This window comes from Arthrobacter sp. FW306-06-A, from assembly GCF_021870055.1.
GTDB lineage: Bacteria > Actinomycetota > Actinomycetes > Actinomycetales > Micrococcaceae > Arthrobacter.
Genome location: NZ_CP084552.1, coordinates 699,892 through 720,825, shown reverse-complemented (window position 1 = coordinate 720,825; position 20,934 = coordinate 699,892). Strand labels below are relative to the sequence as shown.

The 20,934-nt window shown below is 66.5% G+C and carries 17 protein-coding genes, 1 tRNA gene and 1 other RNA gene; 10 read left to right on the top strand and 9 right to left on the bottom strand.

Annotated features, from left to right (window positions below; genetic code table 11):
- Positions 1-181 precede the first annotated feature (181 nt).
- Complete coding sequence (locus tag LFT49_RS03590) at positions 182-1,375, bottom strand: MFS transporter (RefSeq protein WP_236800966.1); 1,194 nt, start codon at positions 1,373-1,375, stop codon at positions 182-184.
- 143 nt (positions 1,376-1,518) lie between these two features.
- Here LFT49_RS03590 and LFT49_RS03585 point away from each other — a divergent pair, with 143 nt between their 5' ends.
- Positions 1,519-2,478 carry a D-2-hydroxyacid dehydrogenase family protein gene (locus LFT49_RS03585; protein WP_237429771.1) on the top strand — a complete coding sequence of 320 codons (960 nt, stop codon included), beginning with the start codon at positions 1,519-1,521 and terminating at the stop codon, positions 2,476-2,478.
- Positions 2,479-2,492: 14 nt separating this feature from the next.
- The gene (locus tag LFT49_RS03580; RefSeq protein WP_237429770.1) at positions 2,493-3,026 is read left to right on the top strand and encodes a GNAT family N-acetyltransferase; all 534 of its coding nucleotides are present in this window, start codon (positions 2,493-2,495) and stop codon (positions 3,024-3,026) included.
- A 7-nt stretch (positions 3,027-3,033) separates the two neighbouring features.
- Here LFT49_RS03580 and LFT49_RS03575 read toward each other — a convergent pair whose 3' ends face one another.
- Positions 3,034-5,214, bottom strand: a complete 2,181-nt coding sequence (locus tag LFT49_RS03575) for an amylo-alpha-1,6-glucosidase (protein ID WP_237429769.1) — start codon at positions 5,212-5,214, stop codon at positions 3,034-3,036.
- Positions 5,215-5,272: 58 nt separating this feature from the next.
- Positions 5,273-6,334, bottom strand: coding sequence for a glycosyltransferase family 4 protein (locus LFT49_RS03570; RefSeq protein ID WP_237429768.1), 1,062 nt, complete (start codon positions 6,332-6,334; stop codon positions 5,273-5,275).
- A gap of 224 nt (positions 6,335-6,558) precedes the next feature.
- Here LFT49_RS03570 and LFT49_RS03565 point away from each other — a divergent pair, with 224 nt between their 5' ends.
- Both LFT49_RS03565 and LFT49_RS03560 read left to right on the top strand, forming a co-directional pair.
- Entirely contained in the window at positions 6,559-7,257 is a 699-nt protein-coding gene (locus LFT49_RS03565; protein WP_236800960.1) for a DsbA family oxidoreductase, read from the top strand.
- 35 nt (positions 7,258-7,292) lie between these two features.
- Positions 7,293-7,943 carry a TetR/AcrR family transcriptional regulator gene (locus tag LFT49_RS03560; RefSeq protein WP_237429767.1) on the top strand — a complete coding sequence of 217 codons (651 nt, stop codon included), beginning with the start codon at positions 7,293-7,295 and terminating at the stop codon, positions 7,941-7,943.
- Positions 7,944-7,989: 46 nt separating this feature from the next.
- Here the strand turns inward: LFT49_RS03560 and LFT49_RS03555 are convergent, their stop codons facing one another.
- Together LFT49_RS03555 and LFT49_RS03550 are read right to left on the bottom strand one after the other, a co-directional pair.
- Complete coding sequence (locus tag LFT49_RS03555; protein WP_236800958.1) at positions 7,990-8,652, bottom strand: LytR C-terminal domain-containing protein; 663 nt, start codon at positions 8,650-8,652, stop codon at positions 7,990-7,992.
- On the bottom strand, positions 8,645-8,944 hold the full coding sequence (locus LFT49_RS03550; protein ID WP_181422479.1) for a type II toxin-antitoxin system VapB family antitoxin: 300 nt from the start codon (positions 8,942-8,944) through the stop codon (positions 8,645-8,647). The genes LFT49_RS03555 and LFT49_RS03550 overlap by 8 nt, the downstream gene beginning before the upstream one ends.
- A 143-nt stretch (positions 8,945-9,087) precedes the next feature.
- Here LFT49_RS03550 and LFT49_RS03545 point away from each other — a divergent pair, with 143 nt between their 5' ends.
- Together LFT49_RS03545 and LFT49_RS03540 are read left to right on the top strand one after the other, a co-directional pair.
- A complete protein-coding gene (locus LFT49_RS03545) occupies positions 9,088-10,017 on the top strand; it encodes a hypothetical protein (protein WP_237429766.1) in 930 nt (309 codons plus the stop codon).
- Between the two features lie 94 nt (positions 10,018-10,111).
- Complete coding sequence (locus LFT49_RS03540; RefSeq protein WP_373462145.1) at positions 10,112-11,737, top strand: stealth family protein; 1,626 nt, start codon at positions 10,112-10,114, stop codon at positions 11,735-11,737.
- A gap of 64 nt (positions 11,738-11,801) precedes the next feature.
- On the opposite strand, the gene LFT49_RS03535 is transcribed toward LFT49_RS03540, so the two are convergent.
- The 3 genes from LFT49_RS03535 to LFT49_RS03525 form a co-directional block, all read right to left on the bottom strand.
- Positions 11,802-12,731 carry a phosphodiesterase gene (locus LFT49_RS03535; protein WP_236800956.1) on the bottom strand — a complete coding sequence of 310 codons (930 nt, stop codon included), beginning with the start codon at positions 12,729-12,731 and terminating at the stop codon, positions 11,802-11,804.
- 159 nt (positions 12,732-12,890) lie between these two features.
- On the bottom strand, positions 12,891-13,403 hold the full coding sequence (locus LFT49_RS03530; protein ID WP_237429765.1) for a glutathione peroxidase: 513 nt from the start codon (positions 13,401-13,403) through the stop codon (positions 12,891-12,893).
- A 52-nt stretch (positions 13,404-13,455) separates the two neighbouring features.
- Positions 13,456-15,141 (bottom strand): M23 family metallopeptidase, encoded by a 1,686-nt coding sequence (locus tag LFT49_RS03525; protein WP_237429764.1) that lies wholly within the window; start codon positions 15,139-15,141, stop codon positions 13,456-13,458.
- 274 nt (positions 15,142-15,415) lie between these two features.
- On the opposite strand from LFT49_RS03525, the gene LFT49_RS03520 reads away from it, so the two are divergent.
- Complete coding sequence (locus LFT49_RS03520; RefSeq protein WP_237429763.1) at positions 15,416-16,351, top strand: oxygenase MpaB family protein; 936 nt, start codon at positions 15,416-15,418, stop codon at positions 16,349-16,351.
- Positions 16,352-16,465: 114 nt separating this feature from the next.
- Here the strand turns inward: LFT49_RS03520 and LFT49_RS03515 are convergent.
- Positions 16,466-16,550 (bottom strand) — tRNA-Ser (locus LFT49_RS03515).
- Positions 16,551-16,881: 331 nt separating this feature from the next.
- On the opposite strand from LFT49_RS03515, the gene LFT49_RS03510 reads away from it, so the two are divergent.
- From LFT49_RS03510 to LFT49_RS03500, 3 genes are all read left to right on the top strand, one after another.
- Entirely contained in the window at positions 16,882-17,205 is a 324-nt protein-coding gene (locus LFT49_RS03510; RefSeq protein ID WP_237429762.1) for a hypothetical protein, read from the top strand.
- Positions 17,206-17,250: 45 nt separating this feature from the next.
- An RNA gene (ffs, locus tag LFT49_RS03505) (signal recognition particle sRNA small type) lies at positions 17,251-17,347 on the top strand.
- A 21-nt stretch (positions 17,348-17,368) separates the two neighbouring features.
- Entirely contained in the window at positions 17,369-20,899 is a 3,531-nt protein-coding gene (locus LFT49_RS03500; protein WP_373462152.1) for a DNA polymerase III subunit gamma and tau, read from the top strand.
- The last annotated feature ends 35 nt before the right edge of the window (positions 20,900-20,934 follow it).

The following is a 20,934-nucleotide window of genomic DNA, read 5'->3' as shown; positions in this document are numbered from 1 at the left end:
TGCCGGGCCGGCACGCCCTTCGCAACAGGCCCCCCGAAATCCGGGGCGCCGGTCCGGCAACGGAGCACCACAGTCACCTCCGCGAGATGGCGTTTAACGGCAATGTTCCAAGGAAACATTGCGCTCAAATGGCATCTCGCGTGAAGTGTTTAAAGAAGAAGCCCGACGGCGACACCTCGCCTTAGCGGCCCTTAGGCACCTTCCGCACAGAGAGGGTGGTGCTGACGAAGAAGGTCAGCACCGAAACCAGGATGACCAGCAACGCGGGGGTCCACGACTTCGCGCTGTCGTGCACGAAGCCCACCAGCGGCGGGGCCACCGCTCCGAGGCAGTAGCCCAGGCCCTGGACGGTGGCGGACATCCGCCCGGCGGAGGCTTGATCGCGGGCCAGCTTGATGATGGCGATGAAGATCAGCGTGATGCCGCCGCCCTGGGCGATGCCGCCGGACGTTGACCACAGCCACCACAACTGCGGCGCGAGAAGCAGCCCCACCGGAACGGGAAGCCACAAGGCACCCAGGGTGACCGCCACCGCCGTCGTGCTCATATATTTGGCTGCAAATGGCACGCCGAGCCCGCCCACTATGGCGAGGATCTGGAAGATCGAGGAGGCGGCTCCGGCCTCTGCGGCGCTCATGCCCAGCTCGTCGTGCAGGTAGCTGGGCAGCCACGCCGTGACTCCGTAGTAGGAGAACGCCTGGCCACCGAACCCGGCCGTAAGCCCGAACGTGATCCAGCCGGAACCCCCCACCCTCGCGAGTGGCGCGTCCCCGCCATCCTCAGCCTCAGCCAGGAATGCCGTCCGCGGTCCCACCGCCAGGACCCACACCACCACGGCGGCGACGGCCAGGACGGCAACACTGGCCAAGGCAACTCTCCACCCCGTCGCGGCCGCAAGCGGAGCCATGATGACCGAGGTCAGGAAGGACCCGATGTTCAGCGCGGCGGTGTAGATTCCCATGGCCGTCCCCTGCCGCCGCGGAGCGAAATCGCGGCGGATGATCAGCGGCACCGCGATGTTGCCCACCGTGATGGCCACGCCAAGGACCACCGTGCCGGCCACCACCAGCACCGGGCCCCCGGCGGAGCGCACCAGCACGCCGGCCAGGACTCCCAGGATGGTCAGCGTAACGGCGAACTCGGCACCGAATTTCCGGGCCGCAAGGGACGCCAAGGGAGCCGCGAGCGAGAAGCAGAGGACGGGGATGCTGGTCAGCAGCCCCAGCATGACCGGCGAAAAATGCAGTTCCGCCTGCATGAGGTCCACCAGGGGTGCGACGGCGACGAAAGGGCCGCGGAGGTTCAGCGCAAGCAGGCCGATGCAGGCCAGCAGGACCCAGCTTTTCGGAATGCGGGACAGGACGCGGCCGCTCACAGGGACAAAATCGGGAATGGGCGAGGATTCATCACTCCCATTGCTATCATGCCCGGCGTTGCTGGAGTTTTAGGCGCCCTCCCGGCCGGCGCTGCCATACGATGAACGTGACCCAAGGACGCAGCAAACTGGGAAGGACACCCATGACGCACCGCTTGGCCATCCTCGACGACTACCAGGACGTAGCCCACGGCTTCGCCGACTTCGCGGCCTTGGAGGCGGAGGGGGTCACCGTGACCTCCTACCGCGAGCCTTTCGCTTCCCGGGACGCCCTGGTTTCGGCGCTGGCGGACACCACCATGGTGATTGCGATGCGTGAGCGGACGGCGTTCCCGCGCGAGGTGTTTGAGAAGCTTCCAGGGCTTGAGCTGCTGGTCACCACCGGAATGGCGAACGCCGCCATCGACGTGGCAGCCGCGGCCGAGCACGGAGTAACGGTGTGCGGCACGCCCGGTTCGCCCACGGCAGCGCCGGAACTGACCTGGGCCCTGCTGCTGGCCATCGCCCGGCACCTTCCAGCGGAGGAGAACTCCCTCCGGGCCGGAACGTGGCAGTCGACTGTTGGTGTGGAGCTGGCCGGAAAGACGCTGGGGATCGTGGGGCTGGGCAAGATCGGACGGCGGGTGGCCACCTACGGGCAGGCCTTCGGCATGGATGTGGTGGCGTGGAGCCAGAATCTCACTGCGGACGCGGCCAAGGAGGCCGGTGCCCGGCTGGTGTCCAAGGAGGAGCTCTTCACGGTTGCCGACGTGGCCACCCTCCACCTGCGGCTCTCCCCACGCTCGGAGAACACGGTGGGCGAGGCAGAGCTGCGGCTGCTGGGGCCTGACGGCATCCTGGTGAACACCGCCCGCGGGCCGCTCGTGGATCAGGAGTCGCTGATCAAAGCGCTGAATGAGGGGTGGATCCGGGGCGCCGCCTTGGACGTCTTCGACCAGGAACCACTGCAGGTCGGGCACCCGCTCCTGGCTGCGCCCAACACCGTGCTCTCCCCCCACCTGGGCTACGTCACCCAGGAAAGCTACCGGCAGTTTTACGGCGGCGCCCTTGAGGACATCACCGCCTGGCTGGCCGGCTCCCCCATCCGAACCATCACCGCCTGACCCGGAAGAACAGCATGACCCACACCATCCGCAGGGCAACAGCGGACGACGCCGGCGCGTTGGCTGCGCTGGCGGCCGTCACCTTTCCGCTGGCCTGCCCGCCGTCGTCGTCACCTGCCGACATTGCCGCCCACCTGGCCAACACGCTGAGCGAGGAACACTTCAAGGGGTACCTTGCGGACCTGGACACCACCGTCCTGGTCGTCGATGCCGACGGCCAGCTCAATGGCTACAGCCTGCTGGTGGACCGGCCCGCAACGGATCCCGATGTGGCCTCTGTCCTGACCCTGCTGCCGTCCGTGGAAATCAGCAAGTGCTACGTCCACCCGGACTACCACGGCCTGGGCGCGGCCGCCGAACTCATGCACGCCAGCCTCCAGGCCGCTGCAGCATGCGGCGGTTCCGGAGCCTGGTTGGGCGTGAACAGCCAGAACGCCCGAGCCATCCGGTTCTACGAAAAATCCGGTTTCCGCAAGGTGGGCACCAAGTCGTTCCGGCTGGGCAGCACTGTTGAACATGACTTTGTGCTGGAGCGCTCCCTGCCCTGACCTTGGTTCAACTGCCCGGCTGGTTCTGCCCCTGGCGCACGGAACTGCCGGCAAAACCGTTAGGCGGGTAGGCCAGCGGCGGGCGGGGCTCGGTCAGGAGTCTGAGTCCCGGCGGAAGCCCATCGATACTGCCCTTGGTTCCGGCGGCGCTGATGGTCACCCGGCTGGAGTCCAGCATGACGTTTTCGGCCCGGAACGATCCCACGACTTCGGGCAGGATGGGTGCCAGGTGCACCACGTCGCGGGTGAAGACGGGGTCGAACCGGAGCAGGATCCGGGCGAGCTGGACGGGCGCAGCGGCCGCCCAGGCCTGCGGGGAGCATGCTGTGGGATAGGGCACCGGGCTGGGGAATTCCCCGCGGTCGAAGCCGCAGAACAGTTCCGGCAGCCGACCGTCGAAGTGCGCAGCGGCGTCGAAGATCCCCAGGGCTACCCGCTTGGCCTCGTCCACGAACCCGTACCGCATCAGGCCGGTGGCCACCAGCGCCGTATCATGCGGCCAGACCGAGCCGTTGTGGTAGCTGACGGGGTTGTAGGCGCCCATGTCCGAGGCCAGGGTGCGGATCCCCCAGCCGGTGAACATCTGCGGGGACATCAGGTGCTCCATCACGGACTCGGCTTTGTCCTGGTCCACGATGCCGGTCCAGAGGCAGTGTCCGATGTTGGACGTCAGGGCGTCGACCGGCCGCTTGTCCTTGTCCAGCGCCACGGCGAAGTAGCCCTTATCCGGCAGCCAGAACTTCTTGTTGAACTCCTCCTTGAATGCCGCGGCCTTATCGGCCCAGTGCAGTTCCAGGGCCGGGTCACCGCTCCAATGGGCCAGCAGTGACCTGCCCAGGTAGGCCGAGTACACGTATGCCTGGACCTCACACAGGGCGATCGGCGCTTCAGCGATGGTGCCATCGGCGAAGTTGATGCCGTCCCAGGAGTCCTTCCAGCCCTGGTTGACCAGGCCGTGGTCGTTGGCGCGGAGGTATTCGACGAACCCATCGCCGTCCCGGTCGCCGTATTTTTCGATCCAGTCCAGCGCACGGTCGGCATGTGCCAGCAGTGGCTGGATCTTGTCCCGGGAGAGTCCCCAACGGCTCAGCTCGCCGAGGACAGCCACGAAGAGTGGCGTTGCATCTGCCGTCCCGTAATAGGCCGTGCCGCCGAGCGAAAGACCTGCTGTCACGCCGAGCCGGACCTCGTGCGGGATCCGCCCGGGTTCCTCCTCCGAGTCCGGGTCCACCTTCTTTCCCTGGATCCCGGCAAGGGTCTGCAGCGTGCCCAGGGCGAGGTTTGGGTTGACCATGAGGCTCATGTAGGAGGTCAGCAGCGAGTCCCGCCCAAACAGGGCCATGAACCACGGCGCACCGGCAGCAACCGCTGCCCGCTCCGGATGGTGGGCGTCGAAGATGCGCAGGGCACCAAGATCACTCTGGCTCCGGTTGAGCAGGTTTTGGAGGCTGGCGTCCTCGATGCTGATCCTGGGGAGGGCTTCCTCCCAGGCCAGGTGCCGGCGCACACCCTCGCGGTGGTGCGGCAGTTGTCCTTCCTTGAATGGCTCTTCCGGCGCTTCACCGTTCACCAGCGGCACCACAATCACACTGGTGGCCCATTTTCCCCGGGCGGGGACGGTCACCCGGAAGCGCAGGCCCTCGGTGGTAACCTCCGCGTCCCGGGCCCCGATCGCAGAGCCGCGCTGCTGGCCATGGCGCGCCGCCTCGATGACAAGCCTGCCCCCCGAAACGGTCCGGGTGGTGTCATCCGCCCCCGTGGTTCGTCCACCTTTTACGTCGAACAGGTCGGCCTGGTCAGCATCGACAAGGAGCTCGATGTCGCATTCCACGGGCTCGGCGGCATAATTTTCCAGCGTGATGTCGTCCTGCAGACCCGGGCCGATGTGCCGCACCTGCCGGACAACCAGTGGACTGTCGAATTTTCCGCCGGGCCACTTCGCCCGCCCTACGAAGGTGGCCTGGAAGGGGTGGGGCCGTTGGGCTGAAAGCGGTTCGCGCAGCGAGCCGTTGACGCGCAGTATCCAGCGGGACACGATGCGGGTGTCCTGGTAGAACGCTCCGTTCGTGCCGGCGTCGGGGCTGATGTCGCCGCTGGCTGCGGAGATACAGAACGAAGATCCTTCCAGGACCGTAACCGCGCCTGAATCGGACCCGGTCGCCTCTATGTCTTCGTTCCAAGCGGTCATGGAAAGACTCCCTTCTGAAGGGGAAGCTGCCCCGGGGATCGGAAAAGCAGTTCTGCCCCTATCGATTCTGGTGCAAGCGGGTACCGTGTGGAACCCCTGGTGGCATGCGTCCCTCAATCAGGTCACCGAAGAGTTCCAGGTGTTGGGCCACCATCCGTTGGGCACTGAATTTGTCCTCAACGGATTTGCGGCAACCAGCCCGGTCCAGGGCGGCAGCAGCGGGAATGAAGCCTGCCAGTTCCTCTGTCGTTCCGAGGAACCCGGTGCGCCCGTGCTTCACGATTTCCGGGGCGGAGCCGATGTACGTCCCCACCACGGGCGTACCGGTGGCCAGGGCTTCGATCATCACCAGCCCGAAAGGTTCGGCCCACTGGATGGGGTTCAGGAAGGCTGCTGCCTCCCCCATCAGCCGGTATTTGGCGGCGTCGTCCACCTCGCCCACGAAGTCCTCGTTGGGACCCAGCATTGGTTCAATAACTTCCCGGAAGTAGCGGATTTCGTCCGGCTCCCGCATTTTGACCGCGATCTTCAGGTGCATCCCGGCCTGCCGGGCGATGGTGATGGCCTCAACAAGGCCCTTGTCCGGGCACGAGCGGCCCAGGAAGCACAGGTAGCCGCCGCTTCCGGACCCAACCGGTACGGCCGAAAGGTCCATGCCATGATGGATCACGCGGGTCACGGGAACCGTGGGTGCGTGTGATGCCTGGTCCCTTGAAATGGCAATGACAGCGCCCTTCCGGGCAACGGCGCGATAGATGTCTGCCGCCTGCTCGTGGATGGGCCCGTGGATAGTGGTCGCCACCGGCACCCCTGCCGGCCGGTGCAGGTAGAGGGGCCCAATGAAGGTGTGGTCGTGGATGACGTCCACGTCCTGCAGCCCCTCATAGGCCCTGATTACATGGCTCAACTCCGACATGGTGGTACCCAGTCCGCCGTAGTATGCCGGACGCATTCCGGGAACGAGCGGCACGGGACACGCGCTCTCCGTCGGCGCCGCCAGTAACACCTCATGACCTGCGGCCATGAAGCCGCGGGCAAGGGTGTCAACTACTCTTTCAGTGCCCCCGTACATTACGGGGGGAACGGGAATCCAAGGTCCCGAAACCAGTCCAATCCGCATTCCTGGCCTCCCAGGTGATACAGGCCGGGCTCCCCAGCTGGCCGGGCGAAACTTCCACCGGGACAATTTCGTATTCCGCGGTGCTTTCCACTTCGAAAGGGCCCGCTGCTCGACGCCTCTGCTCCGACTATCTACCCAGCAGCGGCTCCAAGACAAGACCCAGTGTGCTGAATGTCATACCGCCGCCCCGGAATGGCGCCCGCGGTACGCGGGTTGTGAGAAACATGAAGATTGAGATCTGGTCGGACGTCGCGTGCCCGTGGTGCTTTATCGGCAAGCGACGGTTCGAAGCTGCCCTGGCTGCATTTCCCCACCGCGACGCCGTTGACGTGGTGTGGCGGAGCTACCAGCTGGATCCCACGCTGCCGGAACACTACGACGGCACCGAACTGGAGTACCTGAGCAGCCGCAAGGGCATGCCGGCCCAGCAGGTCTCCCAAATGTTCGAGCACGTGGCCCAGCAGGCAAAGGGCGAAGGCCTGTACTACCGGTTCGACAAGGTGGTGGTGGCCAACAGCTTCACCGCCCACCGCCTGATCCACCTGGCCGCGGCACACGGCAAGCAGGATGCGGCGAAGGAACGCCTGCTCAGCGATCACTTCGAGCACGGCAAGGACATCGGCAGCCGGGAGTATCTGACCGCCCTCGGCAGGGACCTGGGCTTGCCGGCTCCCGAGGTGGATGAGCTGTTCACCACGGACAAGTACTCGGACGAGGTCCGGTTCGATTTCCAGGAGGCCCGTGGCCTGGGCATCAGCGGGGTCCCGTTCTTCGTAATCGACCGCAAGTTCGGGTTGTCCGGAGCCCAGCCCACGGAGACGTTCACCGCCGCCCTGAACCAGGCATGGCAGGAAGCGAATCCTCTGGTCCTGGTCAATTCCACGGAAGCTGAAGCCTGCGGTCCGGACGGCTGCGCCGTCTAGCGCACTTTACTGACACATAGCGGTAAAGTGTCCGCATGCCCAGGATTTCAGCGGCCAGCAATGCCGAACAACGCGCGGAGACCCAGCGCCGCATCCTCACCGCTTTCGGCGAGCTACTGTTCACCCACGGCCTTCCAGGGCTGACCATGACTGATGTTGCGCGCCATGCAGGCATTGGCAGGACCGCCGTCTACAACTACTTCGCGGACATCGAAGAGCTCCTGATCTCCTACGCCCTCGATGAGACCGAGAAGTTCCTCTCCGACCTGCGCGACGCGCTGGAGCGCCTGGAGAACCCGGTGGAACGGCTGGCCCTGTACGTCCGCGCCCAGGTGGTTGACCTCAGTCGCCGCCACCTCCCGCCGGGACCTGCCATGGGTGCCGTACTGTCGCCGTCGTCCTTTGCCAAGCTTTCCGACCACGTGGGTGAGCTCAGCGTCCTGCTCCAGGGCATCCTGCGGGACGGCATGGAGCAGGGCTACCTGCCGGTGGCCGATGTGGGCCAGCAGTCACAGCTGATCCTGGGCACCCTGTCCTCCAGCGCGGCGAGGGGCAGCGACGAGCCCGCCGAACTGGAGGCCCGGGTGGCCCGGACCGTGCGGTTCATCCAGTTGGGCGCAGGTGCAAGGTTCGACGACGAGGGGCGGCCCATTCGGGTGGCGCAGCTTCCGGCGGTGGCCAGTTAGCAAGCAGCCACCAGGTGCGGGGCCCAAGAAATCAGGGGCAAAATGATCAGGCCGCAGGGGTGACGGGCAGCTTGTCCGGGTCGGCTATGCGCCGGCTTTCCCTGGGGCAGCTGAGCTGGCCCGGCGTCTGGTCCACCAGCTCCGGCGAGACGAGCGCCTTGTAGTCCTGCGCCAGGATCACGTCAACGCTGGCGTCGGTCCTGCCGTCCTGGAAATAGTCCGACCCCTGGAGATTGCGCTGCACCGTGAAAGCCGCGGCTTGTCCGGCCGCACCTGACACCACCGCAGCCACGCCCCGGTAGCCGGCGTTGACGTTCGCTACGTTCCCCACCACGAACTTCCGGGCCAGGAACTCGTCCGCCACGGAGCGGGCGAGCCCGGCCCGGCTGGTGGAGTTCAGGACATTGAGGCTGACTTTGTCGTTGGGCGTGTAATCGAAGGTCGAGGCGGGGCAGGACGATACCGGCGTCGGGGCCGGTTCGGCGGCAGGAATTTTCAGCCGGCCATTGATGATGGCCATGGCAAGGATGATGCCGGCCGCGATCAGGCCGATCAGCAGAACCAGCACCACGCCGTGCAAAACGCGGCGGCGCACCCGGGCGGTCTCATCGGCGTCCTTGGCCGCCTCCAGGGCGGCGCGCAGCTCCGGGCCGGAAACAACATGGTGGCCATGCAGGACGCCGGGGTCCTGCGGCCGCTTCCTAGCCATCGAGCACCAGGACCCTGGCGTGGATTGCAGTGCGCTGGTGCAGTGCGGTCCGGACGGCGCGGTGCAGCCCGTCCTCCAGGTACAACGTGCCCTGGTACTGCACGACGTGAGGGAAAAGGTCACCAAAGAAGGTGGAGTCCTCTGCCAGCAGCGCTTCCAGGTCCAGGGTGCGCTTGGTGGTCACCAATTCGTCCAGCCTGACGGGCCGCGGCGGCAGGGATGCCCACTGTTTCGGAGTGTTGTAACCATGGTCGGGGTAAGGGCGGCCCTCGCCCACAGCTTTGAATATCACCATGCCACAGTAGGCACCGCAGTGCGCCAGCGAAAGTAGCAGGGCTGGCAGGTGCCAGGTTGTAGCCAAACAGTGACAAAACGCCACGTCCGCGCGCTTGGTGCCTGCGCAGGCACCGCCGGCCTTGCTGAGACAATGGAGCCATGACAGCAACCGAGTCCCCCGCCGTACCCGCGCCCGGAATCCGACTGCCGTCCCCACCGCCGCTGGCGCTCCTGCTGGATGTGGACGGACCGGTGGCCAGCCCGGTGACCCGGAACGTCAAGCCGGACATCATCCGTGACCTGGTGGCCCTCGCCGCGGCAGGGATCCCCGTCATCTTCAACACCGGCCGCTCCGACGCCTTCATCCGCGAGCAGGTGATGGAGCCGATGATCGCGGCAGGCATCCCGGCAGGCACCGTCATCCACGCCATCTGCGAAAAGGGGGCGGTCTGGTTCAGCTACACCTCCACCGGGCCGGGTCCCATCCACGTGGACCGGGAGCTGGCCGTGCCGGCAGCGTACGGCGATGACATCCGCCGGCTGGTGGCAGAGGACTATGCGGCTCACATGTTCTTTGATGAGACCAAGCGCGCCATGGTGTCTGTGGAGCAGCACATCGATGTACCCAGCGCCGACTACCTGGCCGAGCAGAAGCTGTTCGACGCCGAGGCCATGGGGCTTATGGCGCGCCACGGGCTGGGCGTTGTCCGCCTGGACCACCACGTCCCCAATTCCGACGACGAGGTGGACTACCGCGTCGATCCCACCATCATCTCCACGGACATCGAGTCCGTGCGCCTGGGGAAGGACCTGGGCGCCAGCCGGGCGGTGGAGCTGCTTGCCGCCGAGGGCATCACGCCGCAGGCGTGGCGGACCGTGGGTGATTCGCGCACTGACTACGCCATGGCCGACTGGCTGCACCACAATGACCACGCCGTGAAGCACGTCGACGTGCGTCCTGCCGACGGTGTACCCAACAAGCCCTACCCGGTACTCACGGCGGAGGACCTGGGGCTGGAAGCCACGGTTATCCATGACGACGCCGGCGGCGCCTTCCTGCGCGCATGGCGCGAGGCGCTGGACGACTGAGCCCCTGCCGGGCTGCCGTCCGACGGTCACTGCGGGGCCCCGACGGCGCCCCGGAACATGCAGTTACTCCGGCAGGACTATCATGCAGGTAAGAATGCCCACTTCCAGAAGCGCGGAGATAACCATTACAGAAGCACCGGTCCAGGACGAGGTCTACTACGGCGGCCAGGCGTCCGTGGAGGAACAATTTCACGCCGAGATCACATCACGGGCGGCGGAGCAGCGGCTCAGCCACCGGACTGACGTCATCCGGCACAAGGGCCGCTACGCCCTGACCAATGACACCAGGACCCCTTATCAGGCCATGGTGGAAGACCTGCTGTTCCTGCGCAATGTCCTGGCGAACGCCGACCTCTCCTACCTCCTGGTCCGCGGCAACAACGACCGCCCTGTGCTGGCCGTGGACTGGAAGGACCGGAAGAAGCTCCGCGCCGCCCTGGTGGAGGCCTGCCGCGATGAGCCCTTCTACTCCATGACGGTGGATGCCAAGAAGAAGACCTCCGTCCTGGTGGCAGACGGTGAACTGTCCCCCAGCCGGCAGGCACGAATTTTTCGCTTGTACCGGCCGCGGGTGGAGCCGGTGGGCGGTTTTGAGTTCGGCGCCTCCGCCGGCGTCCAGATCGAGCTGTGGTCCTTCGAGGGGGAACAGCTGATCCTCCCCATTGAGAACTCCCTGACCCGCCGGACGCTGCTGCGCCAGGATGCAGTTCGCGGGACTGTTGAGCGTTACGGCCACACCTGGCCCACCATCGAGAACATGTTCGCCGACCATGCAAGCGACATCAGCTTCGACATCGACATTGTTTTCTCGTGGGTGGATGGCAGTTCCCCGGAATACATCGCCGCCCGCCGCGCCCAGCAGAAGGGGCACGTGCTGGGCGAAGGTGATGAACACGAGGCACGGTTCCGGCAGATCGACGAACTCAAGTACGCCCTGCGGTCCGTGTACATGTTTGCGCCCTGGATCCGCCGTATTTTCATTGCCACCGACTCCCCCGCACCTGCCTGGCTGGCGGACCATCCGTCCGTCACCATTGTCCGCAGTGAAGAATTCTTCGCCGACCCCTCCGTGCTGCCCACCCACAACTCACAGGCTGTGGAATGCCAGCTGCACCACATCGAGGGGCTGTCCGAGCACTTCCTGTACTCCAATGACGACATGTTCTTTGGCCGCCCAGTGAGCCCCGACATGTTTTTCACTCCCGGCGGGATCACCAAGTTCATCGAGGCGGAAACCCGGATTGGACTGGGCGAGAACGACGCCGAGCGCAGCGGCTTCGAAAATGCCGCCCGGGTGAACCGCAAGCTCCTGTGGAACCGGTTTGGCCGTATCACCACCCGGCACCTCGAGCACACGGCCGCGCCCCTGCGGCGCAGCCTGGTGGAGCAGATGGAGCAGGAGTTCCCGGAGGAGTTCCGCAAGACGGCGGCCAGCCGGTTCCGTGCGGCGGACAACATCTCCGTGACCAACTCGTTCTACCACTACTACGCCCTGCTCACCGGCCGGGCCGTCACCCAGACAGCGGCCAAGGTGCGCTACGTGGACACCACCATGCGCGCGGGACTGAAGTACCTGCCCAAGCTGCTCGCCAAGCGGAACATGGACTTCTTCTGCCTGAACGATGGCAGTTTCCCTGAAGTCAGTGCCGATGAGCGCGCCGAAGTGGTGACGAACTTCCTGGAGCGTTATTTCCCCATCAAGGCACCCTGGGAAAAGTAGCCGGGCGGTCAGGGCGCAGGTGCCGGCCCGCACACGTGGGGCCGGCACCCAGGCATCGGCGGCCCTAGCGCCGAATAGGGCTTCCAAGCCTGGCGCTGCCGCGCTGCTTGGTGGTTTCCGGGATCCGGATGCCGGCCGCTTCCAGCCGCCGGGCGGTCTCTTCCGGTGACACGTACTCGCCGACAGTGGGCGAGCTGCCCAGCGGGACCACAGAATGCACGATGGTGTGCTCGTAGACATGGACCAGGTTGAAGGCCTGGCCGCCATCCCGCCCGCGGGTGGCTCCCGCCGGAACGTTGAGGTCCTGCGTATAGCAGGAGGCGGACGCGACCGAGACGGGAACGCCGGCAAAGCCCGCCGTGGTGGAGTAGTGAAGGTGCCCGGCCAGGATGGTGCGGACATCAGAGTTGCGCACCACTGCGGCCAACGACGCCTGGTCCCGCAGTTCCACCAGCACCGAAAGATCCAGCACGGATGGGACCGGGGGGTGGTGGAGGGCCAGGATGGTGCCGTCCGGTGCGGGGGTTTCCAACTGCCGGGCCAGCCACTCCAGTTGGGCGGCACTCAATTCGCCGTGGTGGAAGCCCGGGACGGTGGTGTCCAGCGTGATGACGCGCAGCCCATTAATGAAGTAGCTGTGGTCCACCGGCTCATCCGTGCCGGGTTGGTCCAGCAGGCCTTGGCGGAAATTGGCCCGATCATCGTGGTTGCCCATAGCCCAAATAACCTGGGCGCCAAGCTCCCTGCAGGCGGGCTCGACGATGGCGCGCAGCTTCACGTAGGCCTGGGGATCGCCCTTGTCGGCGAGGTCGCCCGTAAAGATCACGGCTTCGGGCCTGGCGCCGGACGCTTTGACTTCGTCGAAGAGCTGGATGAGCCTGGCTTCGCTGTCGACGGTTCCGTAGAGGGGTTCTGGACCTCCCAACAGGTGGGGATCGCTCAGGTGGAGTAGGAAGTGGCGCGGCCGGGGATGTTCGGCCTCGATGTGCTCCATTGCTACCTCTATGGTCGGTGGGAAGCCGTTCTTCCCTTGTACCCTTCAGTAATATTTATCCAATCAGACATTTGGCAAACATGGGGTAAATTGCCGTCGTTGATGTGGAAAAAGTTACAAGAACTGCGCTTTTGCGTGGGCAAATCGCCGGGCCACCTTTTATCCGAGCGCATGCTCGATGGCCTCGATGATCTCTGCGGAGTCCGGCTCGATCGTGGGGGCGAACCGGGCCACTACATCCCCCTCGCGGCTGACCAGGAACTTCTCGAAATTCCACTTCACCAGCCCCGGCAGCAGGCCGGTCCGGAACTTGGTGAGCTCGCCGTAGAGCAAGTGCTGCTTCCTGCCGCGGACATCAGTCTTGGCCGTCAGGGGGAACGTAACGCCGAAATTCCGTTCGCAAAAGTCAGCGATTTCGTCGTCTGTACCGGGCTCCTGCCCCGCGAACTGGTTGCACGGGACGCCCAGGACCTCGAAACCCCGGTCCCGGAACTTGCCGTAGAGAGCTTCGAGGCCGGCGTATTGGCGGGTGAAGCCACAGTTGGAGGCGACATTGACCACCAGAACTACTTTTCCCTTGAACTGCCCGAAACTCGTCCTGGTGCCGTCGTTGAGGATCAACGGAATCGGATACAGGGGGCGCGGGCTGCGCATCAGTGAAGGATTGTTCATATGGGGAGTTCGGTGCCGTGGCCCCAATGTACGGGTCAGGAAGGTAATTTCCTTAGGCGGGCGGCGTTGTTGGTGCAGGTCCAGTCAACGAGGGCGTGGGGCTTGGCGCAGGCGCCACCGTCGTCGGCGCCGGCTCAGGTGCGGGCGCCGTTGGCAGGGGTTCGCTTGGCTGCGGTGCCGGTGCCGGTTCCGGCGGCGGCGGAACAGGTTCGATGGGCGCGGGTTCGATGGGCGCCGGTTCGATGGGTGCAGGTTCGATGGGCGCGGGCTCGATAGGCGCGGGCTCGATAGGCGCGGGCTCGATAGGTGCAGGTTCGATGGGTGCAGGTTCGATGGGCGCGGGCTCGATAGGCGCGGGCTCGATGGGGGCAGGTTCGGTGGGCAATGGAACAGGATCCGTGGGTGCCGGCTCGGACGGGGCCGGCTCACTAGGTACCGGTTCGATGGGCGCAGGCTCAGTCGGCGCAGGCTCGATCGGGTCCGGTTCATCCCGCGCGGGAACAGGTTCGGACGGGGCCGGCTCACTAGGCGCAGGCTCACTCGGTACCGGCTCAGTCGGGGCAGGCTCACTCGGTACCGGCTCAGTCGGGGCAGGGTCACTCGGCACCGGCCCCGTGGGTGCAGGCTCAGTAGGCGTAGGAGTCGGGTTGGCTGGCTCTGCGGGCGACGGCGACGGACTCGGCGAAGTGGGCGACGGCGCCGGGGCTGGCTCAGCAGCCGGCGGTCCGCTGGGTGCCGGGCCGGACGAAGGCGGCACGGCACCTCCGGAAGGTTCGGGCGGTGGTGGGGCCGACGTCGTCCTTTGCGCGCTGGGAGGCGGGAGAACAATACCCGTAGGTTCGGACGGCAGCGGGTTCGGAACACGTGGCAGGAGCGGCGGGAATGGCGACGGGAGCAGCCCGGCCGCGGGCGATCCATCGCCCGGGTCCACTTGGAGGGGAATGGTCCAGCTGATCGTGCCGGTGGAGGTCCCCTGCCCCGGCGCGAACGACACCATGTCGGCCGGAACCTGGCCCAGCGCGCGGAGCTGGAGGAAGCTCCACCGCAGGGGGTTGGTGTAGCGGCCGTTGAGGATGGCCTCAAAATGCAGGTGGCAGCCCGTGGACCATCCCGTGGTGCCCACGCGTGCAACAACCTGGCCCACCTTCACCGTGTCGCCGGTACGCACGCCGATGGACTCAAGGTGGTTGTAGGTGGTGATGAGGCCGTCCCCGTGGTCGATCTCTATCCGGTTGCCGCCGCCCCAAGGATGCCAGCCCGCGGCCCGCACAACACCTGAATCGGCGGCGTAGACGGGCGTGCCGCAGGCCGCTGCGTAGTCCTGGCCCAAATGGAAGTCCCCCGCTGTCCCGCTGAGCGGGCTGACCCGGAGACCGTAAGGCGAACTGGCGTCAAGGGACTGGAGCGGTGACATCAGGAAGCCGGCCAACGGCCTGCCCGCACCGGCGGGTCCCAAGGTCAGGGCCCCCGGTCCCACCTGGTCGGCACCTCCAATCGAGGTGTGCGGGAACGCCAGGGTGACCTGCGGATTGGACAGGATGGCAGGCGGAAGTGCGCCCGCAACAACCTGGTCCGATGCCGGCGGAGCTGATTGCCGTTGCACCTTTTGGCCCGTGCCGGCGTCCGGGGTTCCGAAGGGAGCGGCAACACCCGGATTGACTCCGGCAGGCGCCACGGACCCTGCCAGCTGTCCCGGTTCTGCGGCGGAAAGGTTGACGGCGTAAACAGACGCGGCCATCACACCTGCAGCGGCGGCGGCGCGGGCAACGGGGGGAAACGTTCGCTGCTCCGGCTTCCTGCTGCCGGACACGGATTTCTTCGCCAATTGACTGACTCCACGACGTGGCCTGCCGCACGTTGTCTCGACGGTATGTCCCATGGGACCACAGGACCTCAAAGGTGGAAACCCCGGGCCGGGGCATTACGGGTTTTTTATCGGGCCTTAGGGGATGCGGATCTGCGCTTGAAGCCATGAGCACTGCTGTCCGGGCCGGAATGGGCAACAATGGTTCATGCGCAATGTCCTTCGTACATGGCGGGACGAAGTCAAAAAGACCTTTTCAGGCAAGGCCGACGCCCCGCCGGAGTGGTCGGTGCGCCTGGCCGAAGGCGACGACGCCGGCTACCACCTGCCCGGTTCAGCGGTCTGGGCTGTACACGGCTCCATGACGCCCATCGTGGGAGGCATCCGCACGCTGCTCATGCAGTCGCTGCATCCGGGCGCCTTGGCGGGCGTTCACGAGCACTCCAACTTCCGTGATGACCCCCTGCGCCGGCTGGCCAACACCATCCGCTGGATCTTCACGGTGACGTACGGATCCACTGCCGCGGCGGAGGAGGCAACACGGCGTGTCCGCCACCTCCACGAGCCGGTCCAGGGCAGCTACCAGGACAACAACGGCGGCCAGCGCACCTACAGTGCCAACGATCCGGCACTCGCCGGCTGGATCCACATCGCCTTCACGGACGGCTTCCTCGCAGCCCACAAGATCTGGGGCGGCCCCATTCCCGGCGGCGCCGACGCCTACGTCCGGGAGTGGGCACAAGCGGGCCGGATGATGGGGGTGGAAAACCCGCCGACGACTGAAGCGGAGATGCGCAGCCAACTGGATCGGTGGTACGCGCAGGGCCAGCTGAGGGCAGACGGACGGGTGGAGGAAACCGTGCAGTTCCTCCGCAAAGCTCCGCTCCATCCCCTGCTGAGGCCCGGCTACCGCATCCTGTTTACCGGCGCCGTATACAGCTTGGAACCCCGGTACCGCGAGATGCTGGGGCTTTCTGTACCACGGCTGGGCCCCTTTCCCCTTCCGGTGAGGCTGGCCACGAAGGTGGTGCTCGGCGTCGTACACCTCGCCCTGGGCGGCATTGGCCGGCGCATGGGTCCGAGTGAAATCGCCGCGAGGCAGCGCCTGACACGGCTCGGGGAGCCGTCGGCGAACCTGGCGTAAGCGAGCCTTCGCCGACAAGGCCGGCGACATGAAAAAGGCCGGGTAAAGAGTGCCGACGACGGCGAAAAGCAAGAACCCGGCCCCAACGTTTGCTGGGACCGGGTTCTTGACCGGCGGAGAATGGGGGATTTGAACCCCCGAGGGCGTTAACCCAACACGCGTTCCAGGCGTGCGCCATAGGCCGCTAGGCGAATTCTCCATCTGCTTCTGAATCAAAAGCAGGTACCAGATTACCTGAACTTTTCCGCATCGCCCAATTGGCCCGTCCGGAGCAGCTTTGGGGCGTCGGCGTCCGCACACCGCGGAGACTTCTGTCGGTGTCTTTAATCTGAAAATGGACGCCCCCAATGCGCCCATTCCCTGGTGCACCGTTGAGCTGCCGGGTCCGTCCCGTCCAACCAGGCCACGCAGCTCACAACCTTGAGATTGCCCCAATCGGTGTACGTTCCAATGATCGCGGCTGCGGCGGGGATAAGCAATGGAATGCGCGAAGTGTTCGGCCCCTTGCGGCATCGGGCAGGATAGGGGCCATGGCAGAGCTGCATGCACTGGTGGTTTACGTCCCCACGTCCCACACCCGGGAGGTTCTGGATGCCATCGGCGACGCTGGAGCTGGCCGCTTGGGCAATTACTCCCACTGCTCTTTCGTCACGCCGGGGACCGGGAGGTTCACACCGCAAGAAGGCGCCCGACCCTTCCTTGGACGGCCAGGCACCCCTGAAGTAGTTACCGAGGAACGCATCGAGTGCGTGGTCGATGAGCAGGTGCTGGCCGCCGTCGTGGCTGCTTTGCGTGCCGCGCACCCGTACGAGGAGCCCGCCTTCATGACCTGGCGCGTGGAAGGCTGGCGGTGACGGGAACCCGATTCGAGTCGGGCCACATGTTCGGGTAAAGTATCTGACGGCCCCTCATGTGGCGTCATCCTGTTGAACTCCCCCAGGACCGGAAGGTAGCAAGGGTAGACGGGCTCTGGCGGGTGCATGGGGGGTCTTTACTATTCCCCCACAGGGCGGCATGATGTCAGCCCGGATTGGTAGGGTTTTCTCTGTGACAGTTACTACCGCCCTGTACCGCAGATACCGTCCCGACTCGTTCGCTGACGTTATCGGGCAGGAGCACGTCACCGAGCCGCTCATGACGGCTTTGCGGAAGAACCGGGTCAACCACGCCTACCTTTTTTCCGGCCCCAGGGGCTGCGGAAAGACCACGTCCGCCCGCATCCTTGCCCGCTGCCTCAACTGCGCTCAGGGTCCCACCGACACCCCCTGCGGAACCTGCCCCAGCTGCATCGAGCTGGCACGGGGCGGCTCCGGCTCCCTCGACGTCATCGAGATCGACGCCGCGAGCCATGGTGGAGTCGACGACGCACGGGACCTCCGCGAGCGGGCCACCTTCGCCCCCGTACGCGACCGCTACAAGATCTTCATCATCGACGAAGCCCACATGGTCACCTCTGCCGGGTTCAACGCCCTGCTGAAGATCGTGGAAGAGCCGCCGGAACACATCAAGTTCATCTTCGCCACCACGGAGCCGGACAAGGTCATCGGCACCATCCGGTCCCGGACCCATCACTACCCGTTCCGGTTGGTGCCGCCTGAGCCGCTGATGGCGTACCTCGAGCTCCTGTGCCGCCAGGAAAGCGTCCCCGTTGCCCCGGGCGTGCTGTCACTCGTCATCCGGGCTGGCGGCGGCTCCGTCCGTGACTCGCTCTCGGTCCTGGATCAGCTCATGGCAGGCGCAGGGCCCAACGGCCTCGACTACGAACTTGCCGTCGCGCTGCTGGGATACACCCACGCCTCACTGCTGGACGACGTCGTGGAGGCCATCGCCGCCTCCGATTCCGCCACCGTCTTCCGTGCCGTGGACCGGGTCATCCAGACCGGCCACGATCCTCGCCGGTTCGTGGAGGACCTGCTGGAGCGCTTCCGCGACCTGATCATTGTCCAGGCAATGCCCGAAAGCGCCCACGCCATCCTTCGCGGGATGCCGGCCGACCAGATCGCACGGCTGCAGAACCAGGCCCACAACCTCGGCGCCGCGGAACTTTCCCGCGCCGCAGATGTCACCAATACCGCTTTGACGGAGATGACCGGCGCCACGTCGCCGCGGCTGCACCTGGAACTGCTGTGTGCCCGGATCCTGCTGCCCAGCTCTGAGCAGAACGAACGCGGCATGGCTGCACGGATCGACCGTGTGGAGCGGCGGCTGAACTACGCAGGGAACGACGGCGGAGCTCCCGCCGACGCAGCCCCGGCAGTACCAGCAGCCGCTTCAGTTCAGGCAGGCCCGGCAGAGGCAGCAACGGCGGCAGCCCCTGCTGGAACTCCTGCCGCGGCTTCCGGCACGTCATCAGCCGGTCCCCGCCCTGCCCCGGAGCAAGCCAGCCCTGAAGCGGGCCGCGAGCAGGCGCCGACCAGCCCTGCCGCGCAACCGGCCGAAGAGCCGACCACTCCGTCCAGGCCCGCTGCGTCTGCCGCACACGCGGCCGGCAGCCAGAGCCCCCCCGCCGCCGAAGCACCGCGGAGCCCGCTTACACCGCCAAGGGTCAGCACCAGCGACTGGCCTGTGGAGGAACCCGCCCCGGCCCGGACGCAGCAGGGCTCCGGGACTGCAGCTTCCAACCACGCAGTGCCGGACGCGAACGCTTCGCCGCATGCAGGCCCAGCGTCCGAGCCACAGGATCACTGGGCGGCACCCGGGCAGGCTTCCAATGCGCCCGCCACGCCCCAGGCCCCGGGCAGCCAGGCACCCGCGCCGCAGCAGGCTGCACCGGGCAGGACAGCACCCGCCGGCCCCCCGGCCATGGGTGATGTGGAGGTCCTCCGCAGGGCGTGGCCGGACGTCCTGCAGGCACTGTCCAAGATCAAGCGCAGCACCTGGGCGCTTGTTGAGCCCAATGCGCAGGTAAGCGCGTTCGACGGCAGCGTCCTCACCTTGGCTTTCACCACGTCCGGACTTGCAGGCGCCTTCGGCCGGGCAGACCACTCCGACAACCTTCGCCAGGCCATCCACAGGACCGTTGGCCTTGACTGCCAGATCCACGCCGTTGCCGGTGGCGCCAGCCAGGCGAGCTCTGAGCCAAACCCAAAAGTGCCCGCCAGCCCGGTGGTTCCGGCCACTTCAGCTGACATTGCCTGGGGTCTGGCTCCTGCGCCGGCCCAATCGGCCTCACCGGCACAGGCCCCTGCCTCGCCCGTCCAACCGGCGTCACCGGCACAGGCCCCTGCCTCGCCCGTCCAACCGGCCTCACCGGCACAGGCCCCTGCCTCAACGTTCCAGCAGGCGCCGGCCCCTTCGACCACGTCCAGGACCGCCCCCGGAACTCCGGACGGCCCGGCAGCCCAACCAAGTGAACGTTCCGGTGGTTCCCCCACTGCCGGTACCTCCGCCATTAGCGGAAGTTCCGGGAGCTCTGCCGTTGCCGCCAGCCCGGCAACGGCCGCACCGAAGGGCACGCCCGCTGCGGGCGACATCGCTGAAACAGATCCGCCACAGGGTGTGAACGGCCGCGGCCAGCAGGCCCCTGAACCCGTCCAGGCGGCGGCCGGGAGGCCGGAAACCCCACGTGGCGCCTCCGGCCCTTACCCCGGCCAGTCCCCGCACTCGTCAACCGGCGGTGACTACTCCTACTCCGATGATGACTGGGGACCGCCCCGGGACGAGGACGCTCCCCCGCTGGACGAGGAACCTCCCATGGACTGGGAGCCCTCCGGGGGTCCTGCCAACCGCAGCGCCCCGTCCTCCCCTGCACCCGGCGGCCGCCCGCCTGCCGACGGCCAGGGGGCTGGTACGCGGGCCCACGGAAGTTCGGCCGTCGCTCCGCGCGCGGACAGTGCCGCCCCCCAGTCCGCGAACCCCTCCGCTGAGCCGGCCGGCGTGCCGCACGATCCATGGACGCGGGCCGTGGAGCAGGCTCCCGGCGTCTGGGTTGTGGGAGACAAGAGCAACGTGGGTGCCAAACCCGTAGCCGCCTCCGGCAGCGACAACATCGGAGCACAGGCCACCGTTCCGCACTACGCGCCGGCAACGGCCCAGGTGCCGCCCTCGATTCCCGTGGCCCCGCTGCCTGCTGCCACGCCAGGGCACGGCTGGGATCCGGGGTCAGTTTCCGGCAACGGCCACCCGGCCTCCGCCACGGAAAGCTACCAGGCGTCGTCACCGGAGCCCGCCCCGGTACCCGAATACGCCATGGCCTCCGCTGCGCCCGCCACGGTTTCGCCAGCCACTGTTGCACCCGCCACTGTTACACCCGCTGCACCGGCGCGCCCACAAGCGCCTGCAACTGCCCCGGCCGCCGGAAGAACCGAAACACGGCAAAGCCTGTACCAGCGGCTTTCAAGCAGTCCGGAAGCTGAGGCCGGTCGTGCCAAGGCGCCCGCCAGGGCAACCGCCGCTCCCAGTGCCTATGTCCAGGACATCCCAAGCGCCGATGACGAAACCATTGAGGAGTCGGGTGTGTTCGGCCGGGCGGCTGTGGAGCGCATCCTGGGTGGCAAGCTGATTGAAGAGCGGTCCCTGGACGGCAGCCCTGTTCCGCCACGCTATTGACCCTGGGCAAGGCTGCCCCGGCAGCCACAACCCGT

Excerpts from the sequence above, each read along its gene's own strand:
- LFT49_RS03585 (WP_237429771.1), top strand. The coding sequence starts at position 1,519 with ATGACGCACCGCTTGGCCATCCTCGACGACTACCAGGACGTAGCCCAC.
- LFT49_RS03580 (WP_237429770.1), top strand. The coding sequence starts at position 2,493 with ATGACCCACACCATCCGCAGGGCAACAGCGGACGACGCCGGCGCGTTG.
- LFT49_RS03575 (WP_237429769.1), bottom strand. The coding sequence starts at position 5,214 with ATGACCGCTTGGAACGAAGACATAGAGGCGACCGGGTCCGATTCAGGC.
- LFT49_RS03570 (WP_237429768.1), bottom strand. The coding sequence starts at position 6,334 with ATGCGGATTGGACTGGTTTCGGGACCTTGGATTCCCGTTCCCCCCGTA.
- LFT49_RS03565 (WP_236800960.1), top strand. The coding sequence starts at position 6,559 with ATGAAGATTGAGATCTGGTCGGACGTCGCGTGCCCGTGGTGCTTTATC.
- LFT49_RS03560 (WP_237429767.1), top strand. The coding sequence starts at position 7,293 with ATGCCCAGGATTTCAGCGGCCAGCAATGCCGAACAACGCGCGGAGACC.
- LFT49_RS03555 (WP_236800958.1), bottom strand. The coding sequence starts at position 8,652 with ATGGCTAGGAAGCGGCCGCAGGACCCCGGCGTCCTGCATGGCCACCAT.
- LFT49_RS03545 (WP_237429766.1), top strand. The coding sequence starts at position 9,088 with ATGACAGCAACCGAGTCCCCCGCCGTACCCGCGCCCGGAATCCGACTG.
- LFT49_RS03540 (WP_373462145.1), top strand. The coding sequence starts at position 10,112 with ATGCCCACTTCCAGAAGCGCGGAGATAACCATTACAGAAGCACCGGTC.
- LFT49_RS03535 (WP_236800956.1), bottom strand. The coding sequence starts at position 12,731 with ATGGAGCACATCGAGGCCGAACATCCCCGGCCGCGCCACTTCCTACTC.
- LFT49_RS03530 (WP_237429765.1), bottom strand. The coding sequence starts at position 13,403 with ATGAACAATCCTTCACTGATGCGCAGCCCGCGCCCCCTGTATCCGATT.
- LFT49_RS03525 (WP_237429764.1), bottom strand. The coding sequence starts at position 15,141 with ATGGCCGCGTCTGTTTACGCCGTCAACCTTTCCGCCGCAGAACCGGGA.
- LFT49_RS03520 (WP_237429763.1), top strand. The coding sequence starts at position 15,416 with ATGCGCAATGTCCTTCGTACATGGCGGGACGAAGTCAAAAAGACCTTT.
- LFT49_RS03510 (WP_237429762.1), top strand. The coding sequence starts at position 16,882 with ATGGCAGAGCTGCATGCACTGGTGGTTTACGTCCCCACGTCCCACACC.
- LFT49_RS03500 (WP_373462152.1), top strand. The coding sequence starts at position 17,369 with ATGTCAGCCCGGATTGGTAGGGTTTTCTCTGTGACAGTTACTACCGCC.